This is a genomic window from Mycobacterium sp. IDUB_36 (assembly GCF_055419225.1).
This window is the reverse complement of sequence record NZ_JBVAXH010000001.1, coordinates 2,888,297-2,908,854: the sequence shown is the minus strand read 5'-3', so window position 1 is coordinate 2,908,854 and position 20,558 is coordinate 2,888,297. Positions and strand designations below refer to the sequence as shown.

Genomic DNA, 20,558 nt, shown 5'->3' with positions numbered 1-20,558 from the left:
GCAATCACTTTCTGCCATCAGGCTTGACCAGGGCGAATCCTTTGTAGCCGGAGTCCGCGACCTCGGCGCAGATGTCGTTGTACGCGGCGAAGCCACCGATGAACAACATGAACACTCTCGGCTTACCCGGAACGTTAGCTCCCATGTACCACGAATTGGCTTTGGTGAACAACGATTCCTCGGCCCGGCGCGCAAGTTCCGCGGCCCAACCGTCTACCGCGTCTGTGGTCGGTTCCATCGCGACGTAGTCGTGGTCCTTGAGGTACTGGATGGCACCGGCGATCCAATTCACCTGCGCCTCGGCGTGCAGCACCATATTGGCCAACACGGCCGGCGCACCGGGCCCGGAGATCACGAAGAGGTTGGGGAATCGGTCGACGCCCAGTCCGAGATAGGTGCGTGGGCCATGTTCCCAGTCGGCCCGCAGTGTCGAGCCGCCACGACCGACGATGTCAATTTGGGCCAGTGCGCCGGTCATCGCGTCGAAACCGGTGGCCAGGACAATGGAATCGACGTCGTAGTGTGCATCGGCGGTGCGAATACCGGCCGCATCGATGCGTTCGATGGGCGTGGCGCGGACGCTCACCAGACTGACATTGGGCCGGTTGAAGGTCTGAAAGTAGTTGCTGTCGGTGCAAATACGCTTGGTGCCAATCGGATGATCGGTCGGGATCAACAGGTCGGCCAGGGCCGGATCCTCGATGACCGAGCGGACCTTCTCCTCGTAGAACCGGCGCGCTTCCTCGTTGGCCGCCAGGTCGGTCAACTGATCGGGGAAGGTCTTTGAGTACAGCACACCGCCGAGCTGCCAACGCTTTTCGAAGGCGGCACGGCGCTCCCGCATGTCGTATTCGAGCGTTGCGCGGGGCGCCGTGACGTGCGGTGAGCCACCGCCGCTGCGCCAGGACAATCGCCGTCGTTCGGGGTAAGTCGCCTTGACCGCGTCCAGATCCTCGGCCGACAGCGGACGGTTGCCGGCCGGGACACTGTAGTTCGCGGTCCGCTGAAAGACGTAGAGCTGGGCCGCCTGTTCGGCGATGATCGGAATCGATTGAATGCCAGACGATCCCGTTCCGATGACGGCGACCCGCTTACCGGTGAAGTCGACAGGTTCGTGCGGCCAGTGCGCCGTGTGGTAGATCTCGCCGCTGAACTCCGCCAGCCCCGGAAAGTCCGGGGTCAGCGCAGCCGACAGCGAGCCGGTCGCCATCACACAGAAGCGTGCCGTCAGCACGTCCCCGTCGGCGGTGGTCACTGTCCACCGCATCGCCGACTCGTCGAATACCGCCGACACCACCCGGGCGTTCACCGTGATGTCGCGGCGGAGGTCCAGCTTGTCGGCAACCCAGTTCAGGTAGCGCAGGATCTCTGCCTGGCCGGCGTATTTCTCCGTCCAATTCCATTCCTGCTGGAGCTCGTCGGAGAACGAATACGAATAGTCCACGCTCTCCACATCGCAGCGCGCCCCCGGATAACGGTTGTAGTACCAGGTGCCGCCGAGATCGGGCGCGGCCTCGAGTAACCGGACCGACAACCCTTGCGAGCGGAGTTTGTGCAGCGCGTACAGACCGGCGAACCCGGCGCCCACCACCGCTGCGTCCAGAGGTTCGTCAACCGTCACAAGGAGCACTGTAGGTAAGGCACTACTGAGGCCACCGTGGTTTCCCGGTCATTGGACACCGCATTCGACGGCAGAGGTTTGCGCCCGCTCATCGGGATTGGCCGCGAACAAGGCGCGCACTGCGGTAGACCATCAGTAAGCCTACGTACCGGAGGACGACAACATGAGCGAACGTGTACTCGACCGAGTGATGGACTTGGCCGACCAGATGCGCGAACAGGGCGCCAATGCCGAGCAGATCGGACGACTCACCGACGACACCGTCAAGATGATGAAGTCGGCGGGTGTGATCCGGTTGCTGCAAACCAAGCAATACCAAGGCTTCGAGGTCCACCCGCGAGAATTCGCCGAGACGACGATGGCCACCGCGGCACTCGATCCAGCTGCCGGTTGGATCGTCGGTGTCGTGGGTGTGCATCCCTATCAGCTGGCCTACGCCGATCCGAAAGTCTCCGCCGAGATCTGGGCGGACGACGTCGACACCTGGATGGCCTCGCCCTACGCGCCGCAAGGTGTTGCGCGGCCCGTCGACGGCGGCTATGTCTTCAACGGCCGCTGGCAATTCAGCTCCGGCACCGATCACTGCGACTGGATCATCTTGGGCGCGATGCTCGGCGACGAGAAGGGCGTCCCGCTGATGCCCCCGCAGATGCTGCACATGATCCTGCCGCGCAAGGACTACGAGATCATCGACGACTCCTGGAATGTGGTGGGGCTGCGCGGCACCGGGTCCAAGGATGTCGCCGTCAAAGATGCGTTCGTACCCGCCTACCGGACGATGGATGCGTCGAAGGTGATGGACGGCACCGCACAACGCGAGGCCGGCATGACCGAGCCGCTGTACCTGATGCCGTGGTCGACGATGTTCCCACTCGGGATTTCCGCGGCGACCATCGGCATCGCCGAGGGCGCGCTCGCCGCGCATCTGGACTATCAGCGGGCACGGGTGGGTGCCACCGGCACCGCCATCAAGGACGACCCCTACGTCATGCACGCGGTCGGCGAGGCCGCGGCCGATATCAACGCGGCCCGCCAGGAACTACTCGCCAACGCCGACCGGATTTACGACATGGTGGCCGCGGGCAAAGAGGTGTCCTTCGCCGATCGCGCCGCCGGCCGGCGCACCCAGGTCCGCGCCGTATGGCGCGCGGTGTCCGCCGTCGACGAGATCTTTGCGCGGTCCGGTGGCAACGCCGCGCGGATGGACAAGCCGCTGCAGCGTTACTGGCGGGACGTGCATGTCGGCCAGATGCACGCAATTCACGTGCCGGGCACCACCTATCACGCGGCAGCGCTCAGTTCGCTCGGTGTCGAACCACCCGAGGGCCCGCTGCGGGCGCTGATCTAGGAAAACTGATCGTGAGCGATCTGAAGAGCCTCGGCTACGTCACCATCTCCACCAACGACATCGATCGGTGGCGTCAGTTCGCCTTCGGCGTGCTCGGTTTCGCCGAAGGCAAAGGACCTGATTCGTCGGCGCTGTATCTGCGAATGGATGAACGGGCCGCGCGGATGATCGTGGTGCCGGGCGACACCGACCGGGTACTCACCGTTGGTTGGGAGGTGCGCGATCGACCCGCACTGCACCGGGTCGTCGCAGCCTTGGACGGCGCCGGGGTGCCCTTCAAGAAACTGTCGGCCGACGAGGCCGAGTCCCGTCGCGTCGAAGAGGTGATCGCCTTCGAAGACCCGGCCGGCACGGCGCTGGAGGTGTTTCACGGTGCCGTGCTCGATCACAGCCCGATCGTCACGCCGTTCGGCGCATCATTTGTGACCGGCGCTCAGGGCCTGGGTCATGTCGTCCTACCCGCGACCGATCCCGACGGCGTCTTCGAGTTCTACACCGACGTGCTGGGTTTCCGGTCACGTGGCGCATTTCGCGTTCCGCTGCCCAAGGAATACGGCCCGGTGCGGGTGCGCTTCCTCGGGATCAACGAACGTCATCACAGCCTCGCCATTGTGCCCGCCGCCCATCAACGCGACCCCCGCCTGGTCCACATCATGGTCGAGGTGGATGCTCTGGACGCGGTGGGTCAGGCATTGGATCGCGTCAATGCCGAGGGGTTCCAGTTGTCGTCCACACTCGGACGCCACACCAACGACAAGATGGTGTCGTTCTACGTCCGTGCACCAGGCGACTGGGACATCGAATTCGGTACCGATGGCCTGCGTGTCGACGAAACCTTCTACACCGCAGAGGAAATCACCGTCGATAGCTACTGGGGCCATCAGTGGGTCGGCGAGATGCCGGCAGCCATGCGGCCATGAATGTCGACACCGACGTCACGCCGATCCCGGTCTCGTCGATCAGTTCCTGGGACCACGAGGCCGACGTCGTCATCGCGGGGTTCGGCGTGGCCGGGGCAGCGGCGGCCGTCGAGGCGGCGCGATCCGGTGCCGACGTTCTGGTGCTGGAGCGCACCGGGTCATGGGGTGGGGCGGCATCGATGGCGGGCGGCTTCATCTATCTGGGTGGCGGCACTGCGCTGCAAACCGCCTGCGGCTTCACTGATTCCGTCGACAACATGGCGGCATTCCTGAACGTCGCAATGGGACCTGGCGCCGACGAGCAACGAATTGCCGACTACTGCACCGGCAGCGTCGCGCACTTCGATTGGCTGGTCGGATGCGGCGTGCCGTTCAAGCCCGAGTTCTTCGCCGAGCCGGGTTGGGAGCCGATGGGCGACCAGGGGCTGATGTACAGCGGCGGCGAAAACTCCTATCCGTTCAACACAATTGCGACTCCGGCCCCACGCGGGCACGTGCCACAGATGCAGAACAAAAAGCAGGGCGAGGCCAGTGCGGGGTTCATGTTGATGAAGCCGCTCGTCGAGACGGCGACGGCAGCCGGAACCCGCGCACTCTACGACGTTCGGGTGCAAGCGTTGATTGTCGAAGCCGACGGCCGGGTCGTCGGACTGCGAGCACGCCGGTACGGAGTCGAGATGACCGTGCGGGCCCGCACCGGCGTGGTACTGGCGACGGGCAGCTTCGCCTACAACGACGCGATGGTCGCGCGGTTCGCCCCGCGCATCGCCGGACGTCCGGCGGCATCCATCGAGCAGCACGACGGGCAGGCGATCCGGATGGCGCAGGCACTTGGAGCCGATCTGGCCCACATGGACGCCACCGAGGTCGCGATCTTCGTCGACCCCCAACAACTGGTGCGCGGCATCCTGGTCAACGGCCGCGGCCAGCGCTACGTCGCGGAAGACACCTACCCCGGCCGAATCGGGCAACTCACGCTGTATCACCAGGACAACACCGCCTACCTGATCATCGACAGCGACGCCCAAGACCAAGCCCTGGCCTCGTGGTCGCCGAAACTGATGCTGCGCGAAGCGACGTGGGTCGCTGACACGATCGCCGACCTGGAACGCGAGATCGGTTTGGCGCCGGGTTCGCTGCAAGCGACCGTGGCCGCCTATAACGAGGGTGCCGAGCGGGGCGAAGACCCGTTGCTGCACAAGAAGTCTCAGTGGATCAAACCGATCGGCTCACCGGTCGGCGCCATCGATTTGCGGGAAAACACCGGCGGTTTCACCCTGGGCGGGCTGGCAACCACGTTGGATGCCGAGGTACTGCACGTCAGCGGAGATCCCATTCCCGGGTTGTTCGCCGCGGGGCGTTCGACCGCCGGGCTCGCCGCCTGGGGTTACGCCAGTGGCGTATCGCTGGGAGACGGCAGCTTCTATGGCCGTCGCGCAGGGCGGTCCGCAGCCAAAGGCTGACCTGGGACGACGTCGCCGTTGCTGTCAACACCGCCCGTCTTTAGTGACAGCGGCCACACTGCCGTGCTACAACTTATATGACTAATAGTCATATGCTTTGTAGTCATACGAGGGTCGGAGACTCCATGCCCGAGATCGTCAGCGGTGGTGCAGCCACCGAGACAGCCACTCCGAGCGCCGTCATCGACCGGATCTCGCTGGTCCTCGATGCCTTCGACGGCCCCGGACGCCTCACCTTGGCCCAACTCGTACGCCGCACCGGGCTGCCACGTTCGTCGGCGCATCGCATGCTCGAGCGTCTGGTCCAACTACGCTGGTTGCGTCGCAGCGGACGGGACTATGAACTTGGGATGCGGTTGGTGGAGTTGGGCTCGCTCGCTGTGCACCAGGATCGTCTGGCGCGGGCGGCCCGGCCGCTGTTGGGTGAGTTACACCGTGCCACTGGGCTTGTCGTCCATCTCGCGATCTTGGATGGGCCGGACGTCGTCTATCTCGAGAAGGTGGGCGATCGGCTGGCATCCGCGATCCCCACCCGGGTCGGTGGCCGTCAGCCTGCGCACTGCACTGCCGTCGGCAAGGCGATGCTGGCGTTCTGCGACGATTCCGGGGTGGATCTGCGCGCCCGGATGACGAGATATTCGATATCCGGCAGTTCGCAGCTGGACGCCGAACTGACCAAGGTACGAGCGCACGGTGTCGCATTCGAGCGCGAGGAGTCCCTTCTCGGATTCGGTTGCGTTGCAGCTCCTATCGGCCATCCTGGTGAGGCGGCGGCCGCAGCGGTATCGGTGTGCGGACCGATGAACCGCATGATGTTCGACCAACGGCTCGTCGCGCCGGTCCGGATGATGGCGATGAACATCTGGCGGAATGTCGAGGACGGCCCACGGCGGGTCGCGCCAACGCTGCAGCCGGCGCGACCACTGCTTCCCCATCGTCCCGCAGCAGCACCACCGGCCTTGCAATACGCGTGAGCCTCGACCCGCAACTCGCCCCGCTGATCGAGGCGCTGGACGCCGGGTTCCCGCCGATTCACACCATGACCGGCGCCCAGGCACGGGCGACCATCAAGTCGCGGTTCGTGCCGGCCCGTGAACCCGAGCCGGTGGCCGATGTCCGCAACACGACCGTTCCGGGGCCGGCCGGCGGTATCCCAGTGCGGGTCTACCGGCCAGCACACGGCGGCCACCTGCCGATCCTCGTGTACGCCCACGGCGGCGGCTTCGTTTTCTGCGACCTGGACAGCCACGACGGCCTCTGCCGCGATATCGCCAATCGTGTTCCGGCAGTGGTGGTTTCAGTGGACTACCGGCTGGCTCCGGAACATCAGTGGCCGGCGGCTGCCGAGGATGTGTACGCCGCGACGCAGTGGGCGGCGGATCAGGCGGAGAACCTCGGGGGTGACGCGCGGCGCATTGCGGTGGGCGGTGACAGCGCGGGAGGGAATCTGGCCGCCGTCACCGCGTTGATGGCGCGCGACCGCGAAACTCGTCCGGTCACGGCGCAGATGCTGCTTTACCCGGTGATCGCTGCCGACTTCGACACCGAGTCGTATCGGTTGTTCGGCGAGGGTTTCTACAACCCCGAACCGGCGATGCGCTGGTATTGGGATCAGTACGTACCTGCTGCCGCCGACCGGGAGCACCCGTACGCGTCGCCGCTCCGTGCGCATTTGACGGGTCTACCTCCCGCAGTCGTCGTCATCGCCGGCCACGACCCGTTGCGTGACGAAGGCATCGCTTTCGCCGAGGCTCTCGACGCCGCGGGGGTGACCACCGCACGATGCTTCTTCGACGGCGGCATTCACGGATTCATGACGATGCCCACGCTCGGCATCGCGCAGCAAGCCCGACAGCAGGCCTGCGCGGAATTGTCCCGGCTGCTGGGTGAATCGTGACCGACAGACCGATCTTCGTCATCGACAGGATGGTGACCAAGCCCGGCTGTGCCAGAACGATCGTCGACACCTATCTCGCCGAGTACGCGCCGGGCGCCCGTGACCGCGGCATGACGTTGCGCGACATCCTCGTCAGTCCGCCGATCTGGTCCGAGGAACTGTCGAACACCGTCACGATCACCTGGACTCTGCCCAGTCCGCAGGCATGGTGGGAGATGACGTGGAAGGGCAGATCAGACCGGACTCTGGGCGAATGGTGGTCGCGGATAGACGAACTCGTGGTCGAGCGGACCCGCTCATTCGCTGCCGCGGCCGGCGACGTCGACAGCCTCTGCGATGTATAGCGTCACCCGACTTCTGGACGTCGCCGCCCACGAGCGTGACCGGATGTTGGCGTTGGTCCGAACGAGGGCCGGGGTAATCGGTGCGCGCTTCCATCTCGTCGAGCCGACGCTGCCGGGCTCACGCAACGGTGGCGACATCCTGATTCACCTGAGATTCGACTCCAGAGATGAATGGCTGACCAGTGCAGGATCTTTCACCGATGCGCTATCTGAGCCGTCAATCACCAGAATCAACGGGGCCAGCTATCCGGGAAGCGTCACGCGTCGCGGCGACGGCATCGTGTACCGCACCCTGTTGCTGCGAGTTCCGCCGGAAACCGCGGTGGACACCGTGACGCGCTTCGAAGACGAGTTGCGCTCGATGACCCGATATATCCCGGCGATCAGGGCATGGCAGCTCAGCCGTGTCGACGAGGCGATCGGGGATTCGCAGTGGACGCATGTCTTCGAACAGGAATTCAGCGACGTCGACGGGCTCACCGGCCCATATCTGATGCATCCGATCCACTGGTCGGTGGTGGACCGCTGGTTCGATCCAGAGTGCCCCGATGTGATCGTCCGAGATCGTCTGTGTCACAGCTTCTGTCAGATCGAGTCGGGGTCGACCCGGCCATGACCGCGTTACTTCACATGCCGGCGGCCAACACATTCGGGTTTACACCGGCCGGCGGTTGCAACGGTTCGAGCACCAGCGCGCCGTCGAGGCTGTGCACCGGCAATTGCTGCGACCACGGATAGTGCAGGCTGAACGCGACCAAACCGGTGCGCTGCGCAGCCGGTAGATGACACATCGCGAGCACCGTCTCGGCGAGGTACTCCACCGGCTCGGTGGGAAAATCGTCGGGGATCAGTTGCGTCGCACCGGGAGTGCGGACGGCCGTCGACGGGCCGACACAGTTCACCGCGATGTTGTCGTCGACCAACTCGGCGGCGACTCCCTGAGTGAAGCGGTGCAGCGCCGCTTTGCACGACGCGTAGACCACATCGCCCGCAGTCTTGTTGTACGTGCGGTACGGCCGAATTGGGGTTACGCCGGTGACGGATCCGATGTTGACGATCCAACCGGCACGCTGTTCGCGCATGTATGGCAGGGCGGCCTTGGTGAGGGCGAAGGGGGTACGCAGATAGTGCTCTACGGTCCGGTCGAAGGTCTCCATCGACATGTCTTCGATGCTCGAGTAATCGGCGAAGCCGGCGTTGTTGACCAGGATGTCGAGACGACCGGTGGCGGCCACCGCGGCATCGATCAGCCCGTTGCGCGCTCCGCCATCCTCCAGGTCGGCGACGAGTCCGAATGCCGAGCCGCCGGCGTTCTCGATCAACGCGATCGTTTCGTCGATGGTGCCCGGTATTTCGGAAGCTTCACCGGCCCGCATGGACGGTGAAGGTCGGTGTGCCCGCGCTGTGACCGCGACGGTTGCACCCGCTGCCGCTAGACGTTGGGCGATCGCGCGCCCGATGCCACGGCTGCTACCGGTCACCAAAGCTGTTCTTCCGGCGAGTAATTGACTCATCGCAGGGTGAAGTCCTCTTCGATCGGCGCACGATGCTGCTGCCACAAGTCGACCAGTCGATACGGGGTCGCAACGACGACCCGGCCCGATCCGGACCGGTAGTAGGTGTGAGCACTCGGCGTATGGCACCACACCGTGCCGCTCATCGCCTCGTCGATCTCCGCGACGTATTTCTCGTACGCCCGCCGAGTGACCTCCATCGTGGCGGCGCCGCGCATCGCCATCAATTGGAGGCACTCGAGGATGTAATGAGCAAGCACCTCCATCGAGAAGTTCGCGCCCGCGCCGTGGCCGGGACTGTAGTTCGGCGCGGACATGGTGAACAGATTGGGGAAGCCGGGAACCGTCCCACCTCGGTAGGACCGCGGGCTGTCGCCCCATTCGTCGACCAGCTTTCTGCCGTTGCGGCCGCGGATGTCGATCGTGGAGAGGAAGTCCAGGTGGTAGCCGGTCGCGTAGACGATGACATCGAGGTCGACCTGCCGACCGGACTGGGTGACAATGCCTTTCGCGTTCACCTCGGCTGGTTCGCTGGCCTCGACGTCGACGTGGTCGCGCGTCAAAGCCGCGTAGTAGCCGCCCGGATCGCGGATGATCCGCTTGCCATAAGGCGCGAAGTCCGGGGTCACCTTCATCGCGAGTTCGGTGCCCTTCCCGAATGTGCGGTCGATGTAATCCAGACACATCTGCAGCAGGACGTCGTTGGCCGCCGAGATCGACAGGTGGTCTTTGGCCCAGTCCGGGTCCTGCAAGATGACCGGGTAGTTGTTATCCGCTGTGCCCCAATAGGATTTCAACCGGTTCCACTTGGCGTAGTACGGCAGATGCCTGCCCAGGTATCGCTTGTGTGCCGGCACGTCGTCGGTGAGTCGCTTTCTCGGCGCGACCCAATGTGGTTGGCGCTGGAACACGGTCAGGTGATCGACCTGGTCGGCGCAGGCGTCGACGATCTGGACCGCGGTGCAGCCGGCGCCGATGACCGCCACCTTCTTGCCGGTGAGATCCACCGCAGAATCCCACCGGGCCGAGTGAATGCTCTTGCCCGCGAACGTTTCCCGACCCTTGAGGTCGGGCCAGCGCGGCCGGTTCAGATAACCCGCCGCGGTCACCACCACCGTGGCGTAGTGGATATCACGCCGGCCGTCGGCATCGACCGTATGGAGCTGCCATTGGTTGCGGCCCTCGTCCCACCACAACGCTTCTACCTCGGTGTGGAATCGGGTGTGGTCGCGCAGCCGGTGCTTGTCCGCCAGCTTGATCAGGTAGCGCTGATACTCCGCTCCCTGTGGGTAGTAACTGGTCCAGTCCGGGTTCAGCTCACACGACAGCGAGTAATACGCCGACGGAGTGTCGACACCGATACCGGGATACACCGTCGTGTACCAGGTCCCACCCACCTCCGCGTTGCGGTCGAAGAGCGTAAACCGCACACCTTCTGCAGCGGCCGCCACCGCGACGCTGATTCCCGCGATACCTGCTCCGACAACGGCGATCTCGACGCTGTCAGGGATCGGGACGCACCGTGGCAGGGTCGGCTGTGAGCGCTGGAATCCGCCCTGCTCGAGTAACAGGTCCACCTGCTCGTCATCGACGGGTGAACCCAGCGCGATCGGCAACAGCCGTGCGAAGAAGTCTCGGTCGCAGGCGGGCACCGCGTCACCGTTCCGGGGCCGGCCCAGCGCATCGACGATGTCGTCGATCAATGCGGCAGCGGTGTCGGGATCAGTCACACCGGCACGCTCCGGCGTATCGGGGACGTGTGAAATGTTGGGCGCAAAGGTGTCGATCACCCCGGGATCGCCGGTCAGCTGAGCCAGCACCGCGGTCAGGACCCCGGGGTCGGCCTGCCGCAGGTTGTCTCGAAGTTCGTCAACGTCAGTCGGGCTCGGTGTCGACAGTGATCCCGTGGCTGAGGTCATGCCGTCGAGTATCGAGTTCGGTGGCCGCATCCGGCGTCGAGTTGTCTACTCAGTGGGAGGCGGCACACCGATGACGGCAGGCAGTGTTCCACTGATCGGACAACTGCGCAGCAACCCACCTGACACCAGAGTTGACTCACGGCATGCCGAACGACATCACATTATCGGAGCTCCAGGAATTCATCGCCGGCTTCTGGTACCACTACGACGAGGCCCACTACGACGACTTGGCGGCGACCTACGCCGAGGACGTGCACTACCTGACGCGAAGTGACAGCGGCGCCAGTCCATTCGAGGAGCTCATGTCTCCCGACCTGGACGGACGTGACGCGGTGATGACGTGGCTGATCTCCCATCGCAAGCAGAGCCCCTATCCGTTGCGCCATCACGCTACGAATGTGCACCGCACCGGCAGCGACGGCGTGACCACCACGGCGCGGTTCTACATTCTGGTGAACCAGATTGCCGGCTTCGTGCCATTCGCTGTGTCAAGCGGAGTAGTCGATGTGGGTGTTCGGCGCGGCGCGTCAGGCCTGGTCTTCACCGACATGGAAGTCGTTCTGGACACCCGGAATTCGGTTCAGCTGTCTGAGCTCACCGTCGACACTGCTACGGGGTCGTGAGCGCGCGGGACACATTCTCCGGCGGTGTCGCTGTCATCACTGGGGCAGGGGCCGGGATCGGTGCGGGCATAGCCCGATACGCGAGTGACCTCGGAATGACGGTCGTGCTGGCCGACATCGACGCCGAAGCGATAGAGCGGCTGCGCGACGAGATATCCGCGGCGGATGGCGCCGCGCACCACATCGTGTGTGACGTCCGGGACGCCCGCGCCGTCGAAAGCCTCGCCGAGGACACCTACCGCCGGTTCGGTGCGGTACGCCTTCTGGTCAACAACGCCGGAATCGAACAGTTCGGATATCTGTGGGACACGCCGATCGCCAATTGGCAACGGGTGGTCGATGTCAACGTCAGCGGCGTATTTCACGGTGTACGGGCCTTCATGCCGAGGATGATGTACAGCGACGCGCCGGCGTGGGTCTGGAACCTGTCGTCCGTCGGCGGGGTGGTGGCAATTCCACTGCAGGCGCCTTACATCATGAGTAAGCACGCGGTGCTGGCGTTGACTGAATGCCTGCATTTGGATGTCCAGTCCGCGGGCCATGCCCATCACATCCACGTCCAGGCGGTGCTGCCCGGCGCTGTGGTGTCGAACATCTTCGAACGTGCGGGCGGGGTCGACAGCGGTGACGTCGCCGCTGCGGACGCGCAGCGTTCGGCGATGTTGCGCATCAAGGCCACGGCGATGGACCCGCTGGCTGCCGCGAAGACCGTGTTCGAGCAGTCCGCCGCCGGGAACTTCTACCTTCTGACGCAGGATTCGGTTGGTGCCGCGATGGCAGACCGGGCGAATATCCTTGCCGCCCAGCGAGCCCCGACGATCTGATGGCCACCCCCGCGCTGGACCCCGATGCCGCTGTACGCGTCGCGTCATTCGGCGACGTTGCGCCGATGCGGCAGCGAGGCTTGGGGGCGGTGCGCGCTGCTGTCGAAACCGCCCCGCTACCCGACGACATGCCCGAGATGGCCGCCGTCACAGACGCCGCAATACCGGGGCCGGGTGGCACTCTGAATGTTCGGATCTACCGTCCGACAACTGATTCCGTGCAGCCCGTACTGGTGTACTTCCACGGTGGGGGCCTCGTCATGGGCTCGAACCATTCGTTCGAGCCACTTGCCCGCGCGCTGGCGTCGACGTCGGCCGCCACGGTGGTCGCCGTGGCGTACCGGTTGGCGCCGGAGGTCCCCCCGCCCGGACAATTCGACGACGCCCTCGCTGCGGTGGGGTGGGTGTCGCGGAGTGCCGACGACATCGGCGTCGACCCGGAACGTCTCGCGGTGATCGGCGACAGTGCAGGTGGGGCACTGGCAGCCGGCGTCGCACTGGCCGCGCGCGACAGGGGCGGTCCCACGATCTGCGGGCAGGTGCTGCTGTACCCCGGCCTGGATCGCGATATGACCGTGCCCTCGATCACCACCATGTCCGACGCACCGATGCTCGGCCGCGACGACATCGACTACATGCACGAACTCGTGGACGGCGACGCCGGACCGGTACGGGACCCGTATCTGGTTCCCGCCTATGCCGAGAACTTGTGCGACCTACCACCGGCGATCGTGGTGACCGCGGAATGCGATCCGATTCGTGACTGGGGTGAGCGCTACGCACTTCGCCTCCGCGACGCCGGTGTGCAGACCACTCTCACCCGCTACCCCGGCGTCTACCACGGATTTCTGATGCGGCCCGACGCGACCGCGCGCGGCAGACTGGCCATCGCCGAGGTCGGCGCGCAGCTTCGCGCGAGGTTCGCTGGGACAACACGATTCAACGTCCCGATCACCGGACACGGAGCAGCCACCGCGCGGTGAGTCTGCGCACAATCACGGCAACCCACACTGCTAGAGGGAGATGGCCAATGCTCACCGATGAACGCCGGACGGAACTTTCCGACGTACTGCGACCGGCCGCTCCGCCACGCGAGATCGACAATGTCTATACCGACGATCAGCGCGAGCGTCTGCTCGATGTCGTGCGCACCGACGGCCCGTGGAAATTGATCATCGCGCAGCACTTCGCGTCGGCCGATGAATTGATGGCCACGATGAGCGGCGCCTTCCCCGAGGGGTTCACCCCTTCGCTCGACCTGTTCCTCACCCCCACCTTCCGCGGTTACCTCGCCAACTACGGCACGGTGCTCTATCCGCAACTGCACGACTGCTTCTACAACGCACGGTTCGTGGAGATGGCCAAGAGCTATTGGGGCGCCGAGTATGCCAAGCCGCAGATGATGTTGTTCAACATCAACGGGCCGTGTGCGAATCGTGATCCAGGTCATCTGGATTCGCCGAGCTTCCGCGGCGTACGGCATGAGAACGCCCCGACCTGGCTGACCAGTGTGATGGGCAAGTCCGGTTTGTTCAACGACTACCTGGTCAAAATGGCCCAGGTGATCACCTGGTTCTCCCTCGACGCCGGCAGCGGATTCACCTACTGGCCGTGCGGACCGCTCGAGGCTCCCGAACGTGTCCTTCCGCCGATCAACAACCGCGGCGTCGTAGTGCAGAACGAGATGATGGTGCACCGCGGTGAGGCCAATGGGCCTCTGGAGCAACAGATTCCAGTCAATTTGGGATTCGACACGGTATTCGCCGGCGACCCCAGCGACCGCGACCACTGGCTTTTGACCACCGGCGACGAGGTCATCGCCCGCCACCACACCGACCAGCTGCGGTTCCTGGTGCACTGGTCAGCGGACGTCTTCGCCGACTTCGACGAGCTGAAGAGGAACATGGAGAACTCCGACGACCTGACCGTCGACAAGGCGATAGACATCATGGTCGACGACGTCAACTCTCAGGGGATGAAGCTCGACATTCCGAGTGAGCCGCTGCACGATCCGGTGTTCATCGCCGCGCTCAATTCCGCCTACGACATCGGCGGACCGTCGACGTATCCGGCCGAGGCACCGATCAGCTCCTTCCAGTTGACCTGATCGCGTGTGACTCAGTTACGTTGCCGAGTCAAAGGTCTCATCGACCACGGACAGGTCGCCGTCGCGTACTGCTTCGACAATCGACTCGGTCAACGCCGAGCAGGCCATGAACACGCCGCGCCCCGAGTCTGCGGGGAGGTTCTGACTACTGTTGCGCTCCAGGCATCGAGCCGACGCCTCGGCGTTCCATTGCACGCTGGTCTGGTTCCAGCTGCTCTTTCGAACCAGCACATCGCTTCCACAGCGACGACAGGCCACCGGTACCAGCGGGCACTGGGATAGTCGCTCATCGACCCGGACCGTCATCAGACAGTCCCCGCCACCGATCGGTCGGCCATGTTCTTCTCGACGATCTCCAGCCATTCGGCCCGCGGGCAACTGGTGTCCAGTTCATGCTCGAAACGGTCCACCATGTCCGCCGTCACATCCGCAACGTCGACGTAGAACTGCTCGTACCAGCGTCGAAGCTGATACACCGGGCCGTCTTCCTCGCACAGCAGCGGATTGTCGATCCGCGTTTTGTTCTTCCAGATCGCGACGTCCTGTTCGAAGCCCATCTTGACGAAGTCGCCGAGCGCTATCGCGGTCTGTGCCGCAAGATCTTCGGGGAGTGCCGCAGACTTCTTCACGATGATGCCGTACTGCAGCACAAAGGAATTCGCGTCGATCGGGTAGTGGCAGTTGATCAGCACGGTGTGGTGGTCGGCCTCTTCGTAGTGGTATGTCAAGTCGTCGATCATGAAAGACGGCCCGTAGTAGGACGCCACCGACGTGGTACCGAGCATCGGGGCTCCCTCGGTGTCACCGAGGTCGGGTCGACCCTGGCTGTTCATGTACTGGGTCGCCACATGCCCCTCGAAGATGTTCTTGAAGTGTGTCGGCAGTGAGCCGTGGATGTAGAAGAAGTGCGCCATGTCGACGACGTTGTCGACCACCTCCCGACAGTTGGTGCTGACAGTCGTGGTGTACCAATGCCAATCGGTCCATTCGTCACTGACCGCGCCCTCGATCAGCGGGATCGCCACCTCGGGCGGCGGCGGATTGCCTTCGGGGTCGTTCCACACGAACAACATGCCGTCTTGTTCCAACGTCGTCCATTTCGCGGTGCGGGCCAGTCGTGGTGCCCGCTTGCTGTACGGCACCCGCTTACAGCGGCCGTCGCCGCCCCAGCGCCAATCGTGGAACGGGCACGCGATCTCGTTCCCCTTCACCTCCCCCTGCGTGAGGTCACCACCCATGTGACGGCAGTAGCCGTCGAGAACATTGATCGTGCCGTCGCCGCCTCGGAACACGACCAGCTTTCGTCCAAAAGCGTTGACGCCGTGTGGCTTGCCGTCGCCGAAGTCTTTGGTCAGTCCCAGGCAGTGCCAGCCGCGGGCGAATCTGGCCGGGGACGGCGTGGCTTCGATCTGGCGAATCTCTTCGGTGTACGACTGCAAGGTCATCAGGATGTTCTACAACCGACGACGGGGTTGTAGCGGCCGACCTCCCGCTGGCAGGGAAAAAGCACGCGCCGCGACCAATACACGACCTAATGTCAGCTCCATGACCTCAGGCCTGCCCACTGAAATCCAGGACGACATCACCGTCGACCTTCTTGTCGTGGGGTCCGGGACAGGAATAGCGGCTGCACTGACAGCGCACGAAGCCGGACTGTCGGTGTTGATCGTCGAGAAGTCGCGGTATGTCGGGGGATCGACCGCGCGATCGGGCGGGGCGGTGTGGTTACCGGCAAGCCCGATCCTGGCGGAGAAGGCGGCCGGCGACAGCCTGGAGCGCGCGACGACTTATCTGCGATCCGTGGTGGCAGACAGTGCTCCCGCCGCTCGTTCCGACGCCTTCCTGCGCAACATCACCGCGACAGTCGAGATGCTTCGACGAACCACCCCGATTCGATTGACGTGGGCCAAGGACTACTCCGACTACCACCCGGAGCTGCCCGGCGGAACCGCGGGCGGGCGCACCTGCGAATGCCGCCCGCTGGACACCGCGATCCTGGGTGAGCACCGAGCTCGATTACGGCCCGGCGTGATGGAAGTCAAGATCCCGATGCCCACCACCACAGCGGACTACCGGTGGATGAACCTGATGGCCCGTGTCCCACGAAAAGGCCTGCCTACCATCGCCAAACGGCTGGCGCAGGGAGTGGGCGGACGTGCACTCGGCCGACGCTACGTCGCCGGCGGGCAGGCCTTGGCCGCAGGACTGTTCGGCGGTGCGCTGAAGGCGGGTATCCCGATATGGACTGACACCGAATTGACGCAGCTGACGTTCGACAACGGACGGGTCACCGGTGCGCTGTTGAATCATGACGGGCGCCAGGTCACGGTTTCCGCACGGCGCGGGGTGGTGCTCGCTGCCGGCGGCTTCGACCACAACATGACCTTGCGAAAGAAATTCCAATCCGAATCCCTGGGTGAGCACCTGAGTTTCGGCGCCGACACCAATACCGGCGACGCGATCCACGCTGCCCAAGACGTCGGCGCCGCAATCGATCTGATGGATCAGGCGTGGTGGTTTCCGGCTGTCGCACCGTTGCCCGGAGCCACCCCGTCGGTGATGCTGGCCGAGCGATCGTTGCCGGGGTGTCTGATCATCGACCAAAGCGGCACCCGTTTCATCAACGAGGCAACCGACTACATGTCCTTCGGGCAGCTGCTGCTCGAGCGCGAACGAACCGGTAGCCCGGTGGAAGCCATGTGGATCATCTTCGATCAGAAGTACCGTGACAGCTACGTCTTCGCCGGCGCGCTCTTTCCGCGCATGCCGATACCACGGTCATGGTATGCGGCCGAAATTGCCTATCGAACACAGGATCTCGGCGATCTTGCGGAGAAAATCGGCGTTGACCGCGCTTCATTCATGGCCACGATGACGCGGTTCAACGAGATGTCGCGGGCCGGATGCGACGCTGACTTCGGCCGCGGCAACAGCGCCTATGACCGGTACTACGGCGATCCCACCATCGGCCCGAACCCCAACCTGCGCGCACTCGATCGAGGTCCGTTCTATGCGGTGAAGATGTTGCTCAGCGATCTGGGCACCTGCGGCGGTGTGCGCGCCGATGACCGCGCTCGGGTGCTGCGCGAAGATGGCAGCGTCATCGGTGGTCTGTACGCGATCGGCAACACCGCGGCCAATGCGTTCGGCAACACCTACCCCGGCGCGGGTGCGACGATCGCCCAAGGACTGGTGTACGGCTACATCGCCGCCCGGCACGCCGCCGGGGAATGATCAGTCCGGTTCCTCGGCGTCGGCTTTCTTTTCGATTTCGTACCAGAATTCTGGTGGTGGCCAGGGGATCTTGGCACCACCAGCTTTACCGGGCTGAGGAAAGGCAGCTTCCGCCTCGTCCAGTTCTTTGAGGGTCTTCAGGGCTAGCTCCCGCTCGTTGGCGTAATACCGCTCCGCCCATTCCAGCGCTACACGTGCGTACGCCCAGGACGGATCGGCACCGGCCCACCGCGCATCTTTGGCGGCCTTGCGGTGCATCTCGTCGGCGTACGCAAAGTGCTCCTGCAGGACCTCTTTGAGCCTTTCCGGACCGGCAAGATGCCCGAGCGTGACCCGCAGCAGCGGGCCGTGCTTGAGGGTTGGTGGGTCGACAGGCGCTTCATTCGCCCAACGGGTTACTGCGTCGAGCCCCGCACTGGTGATCTTGTACAACCTGCGATTACGGATGCCGCCGGTGTTCTCGACCCGGGAGGTGACCAGGCCCAGCTTCTCCAGTTTCTTGAGCTCGGAGTAGATCTGGCTGTAGGCCGGACTGCCGTAGAAGAACCGCATACTCCAGTCGATCCACTTGCGGATGTCGTAGCCCGAGAGCTCGTGCTCGTAGGACAACATGCCGAGCAGCGCCCAGCTGGTCGCCGCAAGATTCGGCTTGCCGGGCGAAGCGTCGTCCTCCATTTGGCCAGGCTAACAACCCGGGTCGCGACCCAGGGAGTCACTGACCGCTGGCTGGGAGGCCCTCTTGCCCGGCAGACGCTGTGCGACGAACGATGTCTTGCGCACAGACTGCGACGGAGGTTCTGGTGACCGATGACTTGGCGGAGCTGGAGTCGGCATCTCGACAGCTGGCCGATTCCGTGCGTCGCCTCATCGATGTCACGATCAGAACTCAGGCCGACGCGCCCACGTTGGTCGACGTCAGCCGTGCCATCGACTGCGCGAGTGAGGAATTGGGTGCTGTGGTGATGCCGGGTTCTTTCGGCGTCCAGGCCACTGAGGACGGCCGGCCGATGGCCTGGGGCAACGTGATGATCGGTCTACGCAACGCCGTCGCGCCTCCCCTGGTGGTCCATCGCGGGTCAGACGGCGATGTCTGGAGCGACTTCAGTCTCGGCGCGGCTTATGAGGGTCCACCCGGTCTGGTGCACGGCGGGGTGTGCGCAATGGTGCTCGACCACGTGTTGGGCGCGACAGCGCACAAGCCGGGGAGGGCGGCTTACACCGGAACCCTGCGCATCCGTTTTCTGCGTGGCACTCCACTCGGAGAACTGAGTGCCCGCGCCCGCATCGACCGAGTCGAGGGCGCCAAGACTTTCGCCGTCGGGCACCTGGCGGACGAACGCGGTGTCACCGTCGAGGCCGAAGGCGTGTTCATCCACCCTCGGGACCGAACTCGCTAAGTGCGGACGGGGGCCAGACGCGTGAGAGCCAGCCCGCCTTCGAACGGCCGGTAGGCGAACGCAGCAGGTGCGAGATATCCGGTGTCCTCGAGCGGTGTGTGCACCTCGGCGACCGTCGGACCGATTTCGCTGGCGATGGGTGCGAGCGCTTCGAGATCGAAGCGGTACAACTGACCTGCGTTACCTCCGAGGATCTTTCGGCACTCATCCCCTGACCGGTTGTGCAACGCCCAGCGAATGGCGAGCTTGGAGTGTGGCGTGAAGCCTTCTTCGTGGGGGTAGTCACTGCCCCACATGATGTGGTCCGCCCCCATGAAATCGATCATCTGAGATTCGTAGGGCGTCAGTTCACTGGCCAAATAGCAATTCCGCCTTGCATATTCGGTAGGCGTCAGGGCCAACGCGTCGACCGAGGAGCCACCGAACATTCCGTAGGTGCGGTTCCCAGCTTCTGATTTCATGGTCGGCACCATGGCGTCGAGAATGGCCAGTTGCGACTGCACCCACAGCGTGCCCTGCTCCGTCGGGACGAACCGTAGCGTCGGGTACCGCTCGAAGACGCCGGCGAGAATCAGATGCCCGAGCGTGCGCTGAGCCCACAGCGCCATCTCGGTGACCAAGACAGCGTTGGACGCGGGCTGGTCCATCGGCATCTCCGGGCTACCCGCCCCCGCATGCTGCACCACCGTCAGATCCAACTCGGTACACAGTTCCCACAGCGGGTCGTAGCGGGTGTGGAAGAGCGGAGCCACGTGCGGGTCGCCGGGTGATACCGGCGGAATCAGCACGCCACCAAAGCAATCCAGTTCGGCGGCCCAGCGAATCTCCTGCATCGCCAGCTCGATGTCGTTGGGGAAGATCTGGATCAGACCGCGACGTCGCGTCGGGGCGAGGGAACAGAAGTCGACCTGCCAACGGTTGTGCGCCTGCACCCCGGCCCACCGCTTCTCGAACTCGTCCCGGGTGCGGGGCAAACTGATGGTGATGTTGGGTGTCGTCGGGAAGAACGGCGGAACGGTGTTGGGCAGCAACACTTCTGCGGCGACCCCGTCGGCATCCATCTCAGCGATGCGGAGCTTGTGATCCCAGTTCCGGTTCGCGGTCGCAACGATCAGGTCGTCGAATGGGCTGACGTAAGTCTTGGCCCAGGCGTCGAACTCGTCGTGCAGTTGCGCGGGCAGATATCGCCGGTAATCCAGCAGATCCGCACCGGCGTGGGTATCGGTCGAAATGACGACGTAACGGTCGATCGTGTCCCACGTTGTAGGCATCGCGTCCTCCGGCGGTATCGCTGTCGAGGCTAGCCTTCCGCATGTCGACGTGACCGCAAGATCGACATCTCAATCA

20 protein-coding genes are annotated in these 20,558 nt (G+C 64.3%); 13 read left to right on the top strand and 7 right to left on the bottom strand.

Features of this window, described 5'->3' with window-relative positions:
* Positions 1–4: 4 nt before the first annotated feature.
* A complete protein-coding gene (locus ACZYW1_RS14370) occupies positions 5–1,621 on the bottom strand; it encodes a flavin-containing monooxygenase (protein ID WP_463786747.1) in 1,617 nt (538 codons plus the stop codon).
* Positions 1,622–1,784: 163 nt separating this feature from the next.
* On the opposite strand from ACZYW1_RS14370, the gene ACZYW1_RS14365 reads away from it, so the two are divergent.
* From ACZYW1_RS14365 to ACZYW1_RS14335, 7 genes are all read left to right on the top strand, one after another.
* Positions 1,785–2,969 carry an acyl-CoA dehydrogenase family protein gene (locus ACZYW1_RS14365; protein ID WP_463786746.1) on the top strand — a complete coding sequence of 395 codons (1,185 nt, stop codon included), beginning with the start codon at positions 1,785–1,787 and terminating at the stop codon, positions 2,967–2,969.
* Positions 2,970–2,980: 11 nt separating this feature from the next.
* Positions 2,981–3,889 (top strand): biphenyl-2,3-diol 1,2-dioxygenase, encoded by a 909-nt coding sequence (bphC, locus tag ACZYW1_RS14360; RefSeq protein ID WP_463786745.1) that lies wholly within the window; start codon positions 2,981–2,983, stop codon positions 3,887–3,889.
* The gene (locus ACZYW1_RS14355) at positions 3,886–5,352 is read left to right on the top strand and encodes an FAD-dependent oxidoreductase (protein WP_463786743.1); all 1,467 of its coding nucleotides are present in this window, start codon (positions 3,886–3,888) and stop codon (positions 5,350–5,352) included. The genes bphC and ACZYW1_RS14355 overlap by 4 nt, the downstream gene beginning before the upstream one ends.
* Before the next feature lie 125 nt (positions 5,353–5,477).
* A complete protein-coding gene (locus tag ACZYW1_RS14350) occupies positions 5,478–6,326 on the top strand; it encodes an IclR family transcriptional regulator (RefSeq protein ID WP_463786742.1) in 849 nt (282 codons plus the stop codon).
* The gene (locus ACZYW1_RS14345; protein ID WP_463786740.1) at positions 6,323–7,249 is read left to right on the top strand and encodes an alpha/beta hydrolase; all 927 of its coding nucleotides are present in this window, start codon (positions 6,323–6,325) and stop codon (positions 7,247–7,249) included. The genes ACZYW1_RS14350 and ACZYW1_RS14345 overlap by 4 nt, the downstream gene beginning before the upstream one ends.
* Positions 7,250–7,278: 29 nt before the next feature.
* On the top strand, positions 7,279–7,593 hold the full coding sequence (locus ACZYW1_RS14340) for a hypothetical protein (RefSeq protein WP_463787834.1): 315 nt from the start codon (positions 7,279–7,281) through the stop codon (positions 7,591–7,593).
* Complete coding sequence (locus ACZYW1_RS14335; protein WP_463786738.1) at positions 7,586–8,209, top strand: Dabb family protein; 624 nt, start codon at positions 7,586–7,588, stop codon at positions 8,207–8,209. The genes ACZYW1_RS14340 and ACZYW1_RS14335 overlap by 8 nt, the downstream gene beginning before the upstream one ends.
* Before the next feature lie 10 nt (positions 8,210–8,219).
* Here the strand turns inward: ACZYW1_RS14335 and ACZYW1_RS14330 are convergent, their stop codons facing one another.
* Together ACZYW1_RS14330 and ACZYW1_RS14325 are read right to left on the bottom strand one after the other, a co-directional pair.
* Positions 8,220–9,107: an SDR family NAD(P)-dependent oxidoreductase gene (locus tag ACZYW1_RS14330; protein WP_463786735.1), complete on the bottom strand. Its 888-nt coding sequence runs from the start codon at positions 9,105–9,107 to the stop codon at positions 8,220–8,222.
* On the bottom strand, positions 9,104–11,026 hold the full coding sequence (locus ACZYW1_RS14325; protein WP_463786733.1) for a flavin-containing monooxygenase: 1,923 nt from the start codon (positions 11,024–11,026) through the stop codon (positions 9,104–9,106). The genes ACZYW1_RS14330 and ACZYW1_RS14325 overlap by 4 nt, the downstream gene beginning before the upstream one ends.
* 143 nt (positions 11,027–11,169) lie before the next feature.
* Here ACZYW1_RS14325 and ACZYW1_RS14320 point away from each other — a divergent pair, with 143 nt between their 5' ends.
* The 4 genes from ACZYW1_RS14320 to ACZYW1_RS14305 are packed head-to-tail and all read left to right on the top strand — an operon-like array spanning position 11,170 to position 14,580.
* A complete protein-coding gene (locus ACZYW1_RS14320) occupies positions 11,170–11,649 on the top strand; it encodes a nuclear transport factor 2 family protein (RefSeq protein WP_463786732.1) in 480 nt (159 codons plus the stop codon).
* Positions 11,646–12,473 carry an SDR family NAD(P)-dependent oxidoreductase gene (locus ACZYW1_RS14315; protein WP_463786730.1) on the top strand — a complete coding sequence of 276 codons (828 nt, stop codon included), beginning with the start codon at positions 11,646–11,648 and terminating at the stop codon, positions 12,471–12,473. Before ACZYW1_RS14320 ends, ACZYW1_RS14315 begins: the two co-directional genes overlap by 4 nt.
* The gene (locus ACZYW1_RS14310) at positions 12,473–13,456 is read left to right on the top strand and encodes an alpha/beta hydrolase (RefSeq protein WP_463786729.1); all 984 of its coding nucleotides are present in this window, start codon (positions 12,473–12,475) and stop codon (positions 13,454–13,456) included. Before ACZYW1_RS14315 ends, ACZYW1_RS14310 begins: the two co-directional genes overlap by 1 nt.
* 47 nt (positions 13,457–13,503) lie before the next feature.
* The gene (locus tag ACZYW1_RS14305) at positions 13,504–14,580 is read left to right on the top strand and encodes a hypothetical protein (protein WP_463786728.1); all 1,077 of its coding nucleotides are present in this window, start codon (positions 13,504–13,506) and stop codon (positions 14,578–14,580) included.
* 15 nt (positions 14,581–14,595) lie between these two features.
* Here the strand turns inward: ACZYW1_RS14305 and ACZYW1_RS14300 are convergent, their stop codons facing one another.
* Entirely contained in the window at positions 14,596–14,886 is a 291-nt protein-coding gene (locus tag ACZYW1_RS14300; RefSeq protein ID WP_463786726.1) for a ferredoxin, read from the bottom strand.
* A complete protein-coding gene (locus ACZYW1_RS14295) occupies positions 14,886–16,025 on the bottom strand; it encodes a Rieske 2Fe-2S domain-containing protein (RefSeq protein ID WP_463786724.1) in 1,140 nt (379 codons plus the stop codon). Before ACZYW1_RS14295 ends, ACZYW1_RS14300 begins: the two co-directional genes overlap by 1 nt.
* A 100-nt stretch (positions 16,026–16,125) precedes the next feature.
* On the opposite strand from ACZYW1_RS14295, the gene ACZYW1_RS14290 reads away from it, so the two are divergent.
* Positions 16,126–17,814, top strand: a complete 1,689-nt coding sequence (locus tag ACZYW1_RS14290; RefSeq protein WP_463786722.1) for a 3-ketosteroid-delta-1-dehydrogenase — start codon at positions 16,126–16,128, stop codon at positions 17,812–17,814.
* Here ACZYW1_RS14290 and ACZYW1_RS14285 read toward each other — a convergent pair whose 3' ends face one another.
* A complete protein-coding gene (locus tag ACZYW1_RS14285; protein WP_463786718.1) occupies positions 17,815–18,489 on the bottom strand; it encodes a helix-turn-helix transcriptional regulator in 675 nt (224 codons plus the stop codon). It lies immediately after the preceding gene.
* A gap of 92 nt (positions 18,490–18,581) precedes the next feature.
* Here ACZYW1_RS14285 and ACZYW1_RS14280 point away from each other — a divergent pair, with 92 nt between their 5' ends.
* Complete coding sequence (locus ACZYW1_RS14280; RefSeq protein ID WP_463786717.1) at positions 18,582–19,211, top strand: PaaI family thioesterase; 630 nt, start codon at positions 18,582–18,584, stop codon at positions 19,209–19,211.
* On the opposite strand, the gene ACZYW1_RS14275 is transcribed toward ACZYW1_RS14280, so the two are convergent.
* Positions 19,208–20,482 carry an amidohydrolase family protein gene (locus ACZYW1_RS14275; RefSeq protein ID WP_463786716.1) on the bottom strand — a complete coding sequence of 425 codons (1,275 nt, stop codon included), beginning with the start codon at positions 20,480–20,482 and terminating at the stop codon, positions 19,208–19,210. The genes ACZYW1_RS14280 and ACZYW1_RS14275 overlap by 4 nt on opposite strands.
* Positions 20,483–20,558 lie beyond the last annotated feature (76 nt).

Excerpts from the sequence above, each read along its gene's own strand:
- ACZYW1_RS14365 (WP_463786746.1), top strand. The coding sequence starts at position 1,785 with ATGAGCGAACGTGTACTCGACCGAGTGATGGACTTGGCCGACCAGATG.
- ACZYW1_RS14355 (WP_463786743.1), top strand. The coding sequence starts at position 3,886 with ATGAATGTCGACACCGACGTCACGCCGATCCCGGTCTCGTCGATCAGT.
- ACZYW1_RS14350 (WP_463786742.1), top strand. The coding sequence starts at position 5,478 with ATGCCCGAGATCGTCAGCGGTGGTGCAGCCACCGAGACAGCCACTCCG.
- ACZYW1_RS14340 (WP_463787834.1), top strand. The coding sequence starts at position 7,279 with ATGGTGACCAAGCCCGGCTGTGCCAGAACGATCGTCGACACCTATCTC.
- ACZYW1_RS14335 (WP_463786738.1), top strand. The coding sequence starts at position 7,586 with ATGTATAGCGTCACCCGACTTCTGGACGTCGCCGCCCACGAGCGTGAC.
- ACZYW1_RS14330 (WP_463786735.1), bottom strand. The coding sequence starts at position 9,107 with ATGAGTCAATTACTCGCCGGAAGAACAGCTTTGGTGACCGGTAGCAGC.
- ACZYW1_RS14325 (WP_463786733.1), bottom strand. The coding sequence starts at position 11,026 with ATGACCTCAGCCACGGGATCACTGTCGACACCGAGCCCGACTGACGTT.
- ACZYW1_RS14320 (WP_463786732.1), top strand. The coding sequence starts at position 11,170 with ATGCCGAACGACATCACATTATCGGAGCTCCAGGAATTCATCGCCGGC.
- ACZYW1_RS14310 (WP_463786729.1), top strand. The coding sequence starts at position 12,473 with ATGGCCACCCCCGCGCTGGACCCCGATGCCGCTGTACGCGTCGCGTCA.
- ACZYW1_RS14305 (WP_463786728.1), top strand. The coding sequence starts at position 13,504 with ATGCTCACCGATGAACGCCGGACGGAACTTTCCGACGTACTGCGACCG.
- ACZYW1_RS14300 (WP_463786726.1), bottom strand. The coding sequence starts at position 14,886 with ATGACGGTCCGGGTCGATGAGCGACTATCCCAGTGCCCGCTGGTACCG.
- ACZYW1_RS14295 (WP_463786724.1), bottom strand. The coding sequence starts at position 16,025 with ATGACCTTGCAGTCGTACACCGAAGAGATTCGCCAGATCGAAGCCACG.
- ACZYW1_RS14290 (WP_463786722.1), top strand. The coding sequence starts at position 16,126 with ATGACCTCAGGCCTGCCCACTGAAATCCAGGACGACATCACCGTCGAC.
- ACZYW1_RS14285 (WP_463786718.1), bottom strand. The coding sequence starts at position 18,489 with ATGGAGGACGACGCTTCGCCCGGCAAGCCGAATCTTGCGGCGACCAGC.
- ACZYW1_RS14280 (WP_463786717.1), top strand. The coding sequence starts at position 18,582 with ATGTCTTGCGCACAGACTGCGACGGAGGTTCTGGTGACCGATGACTTG.
- ACZYW1_RS14275 (WP_463786716.1), bottom strand. The coding sequence starts at position 20,482 with ATGCCTACAACGTGGGACACGATCGACCGTTACGTCGTCATTTCGACC.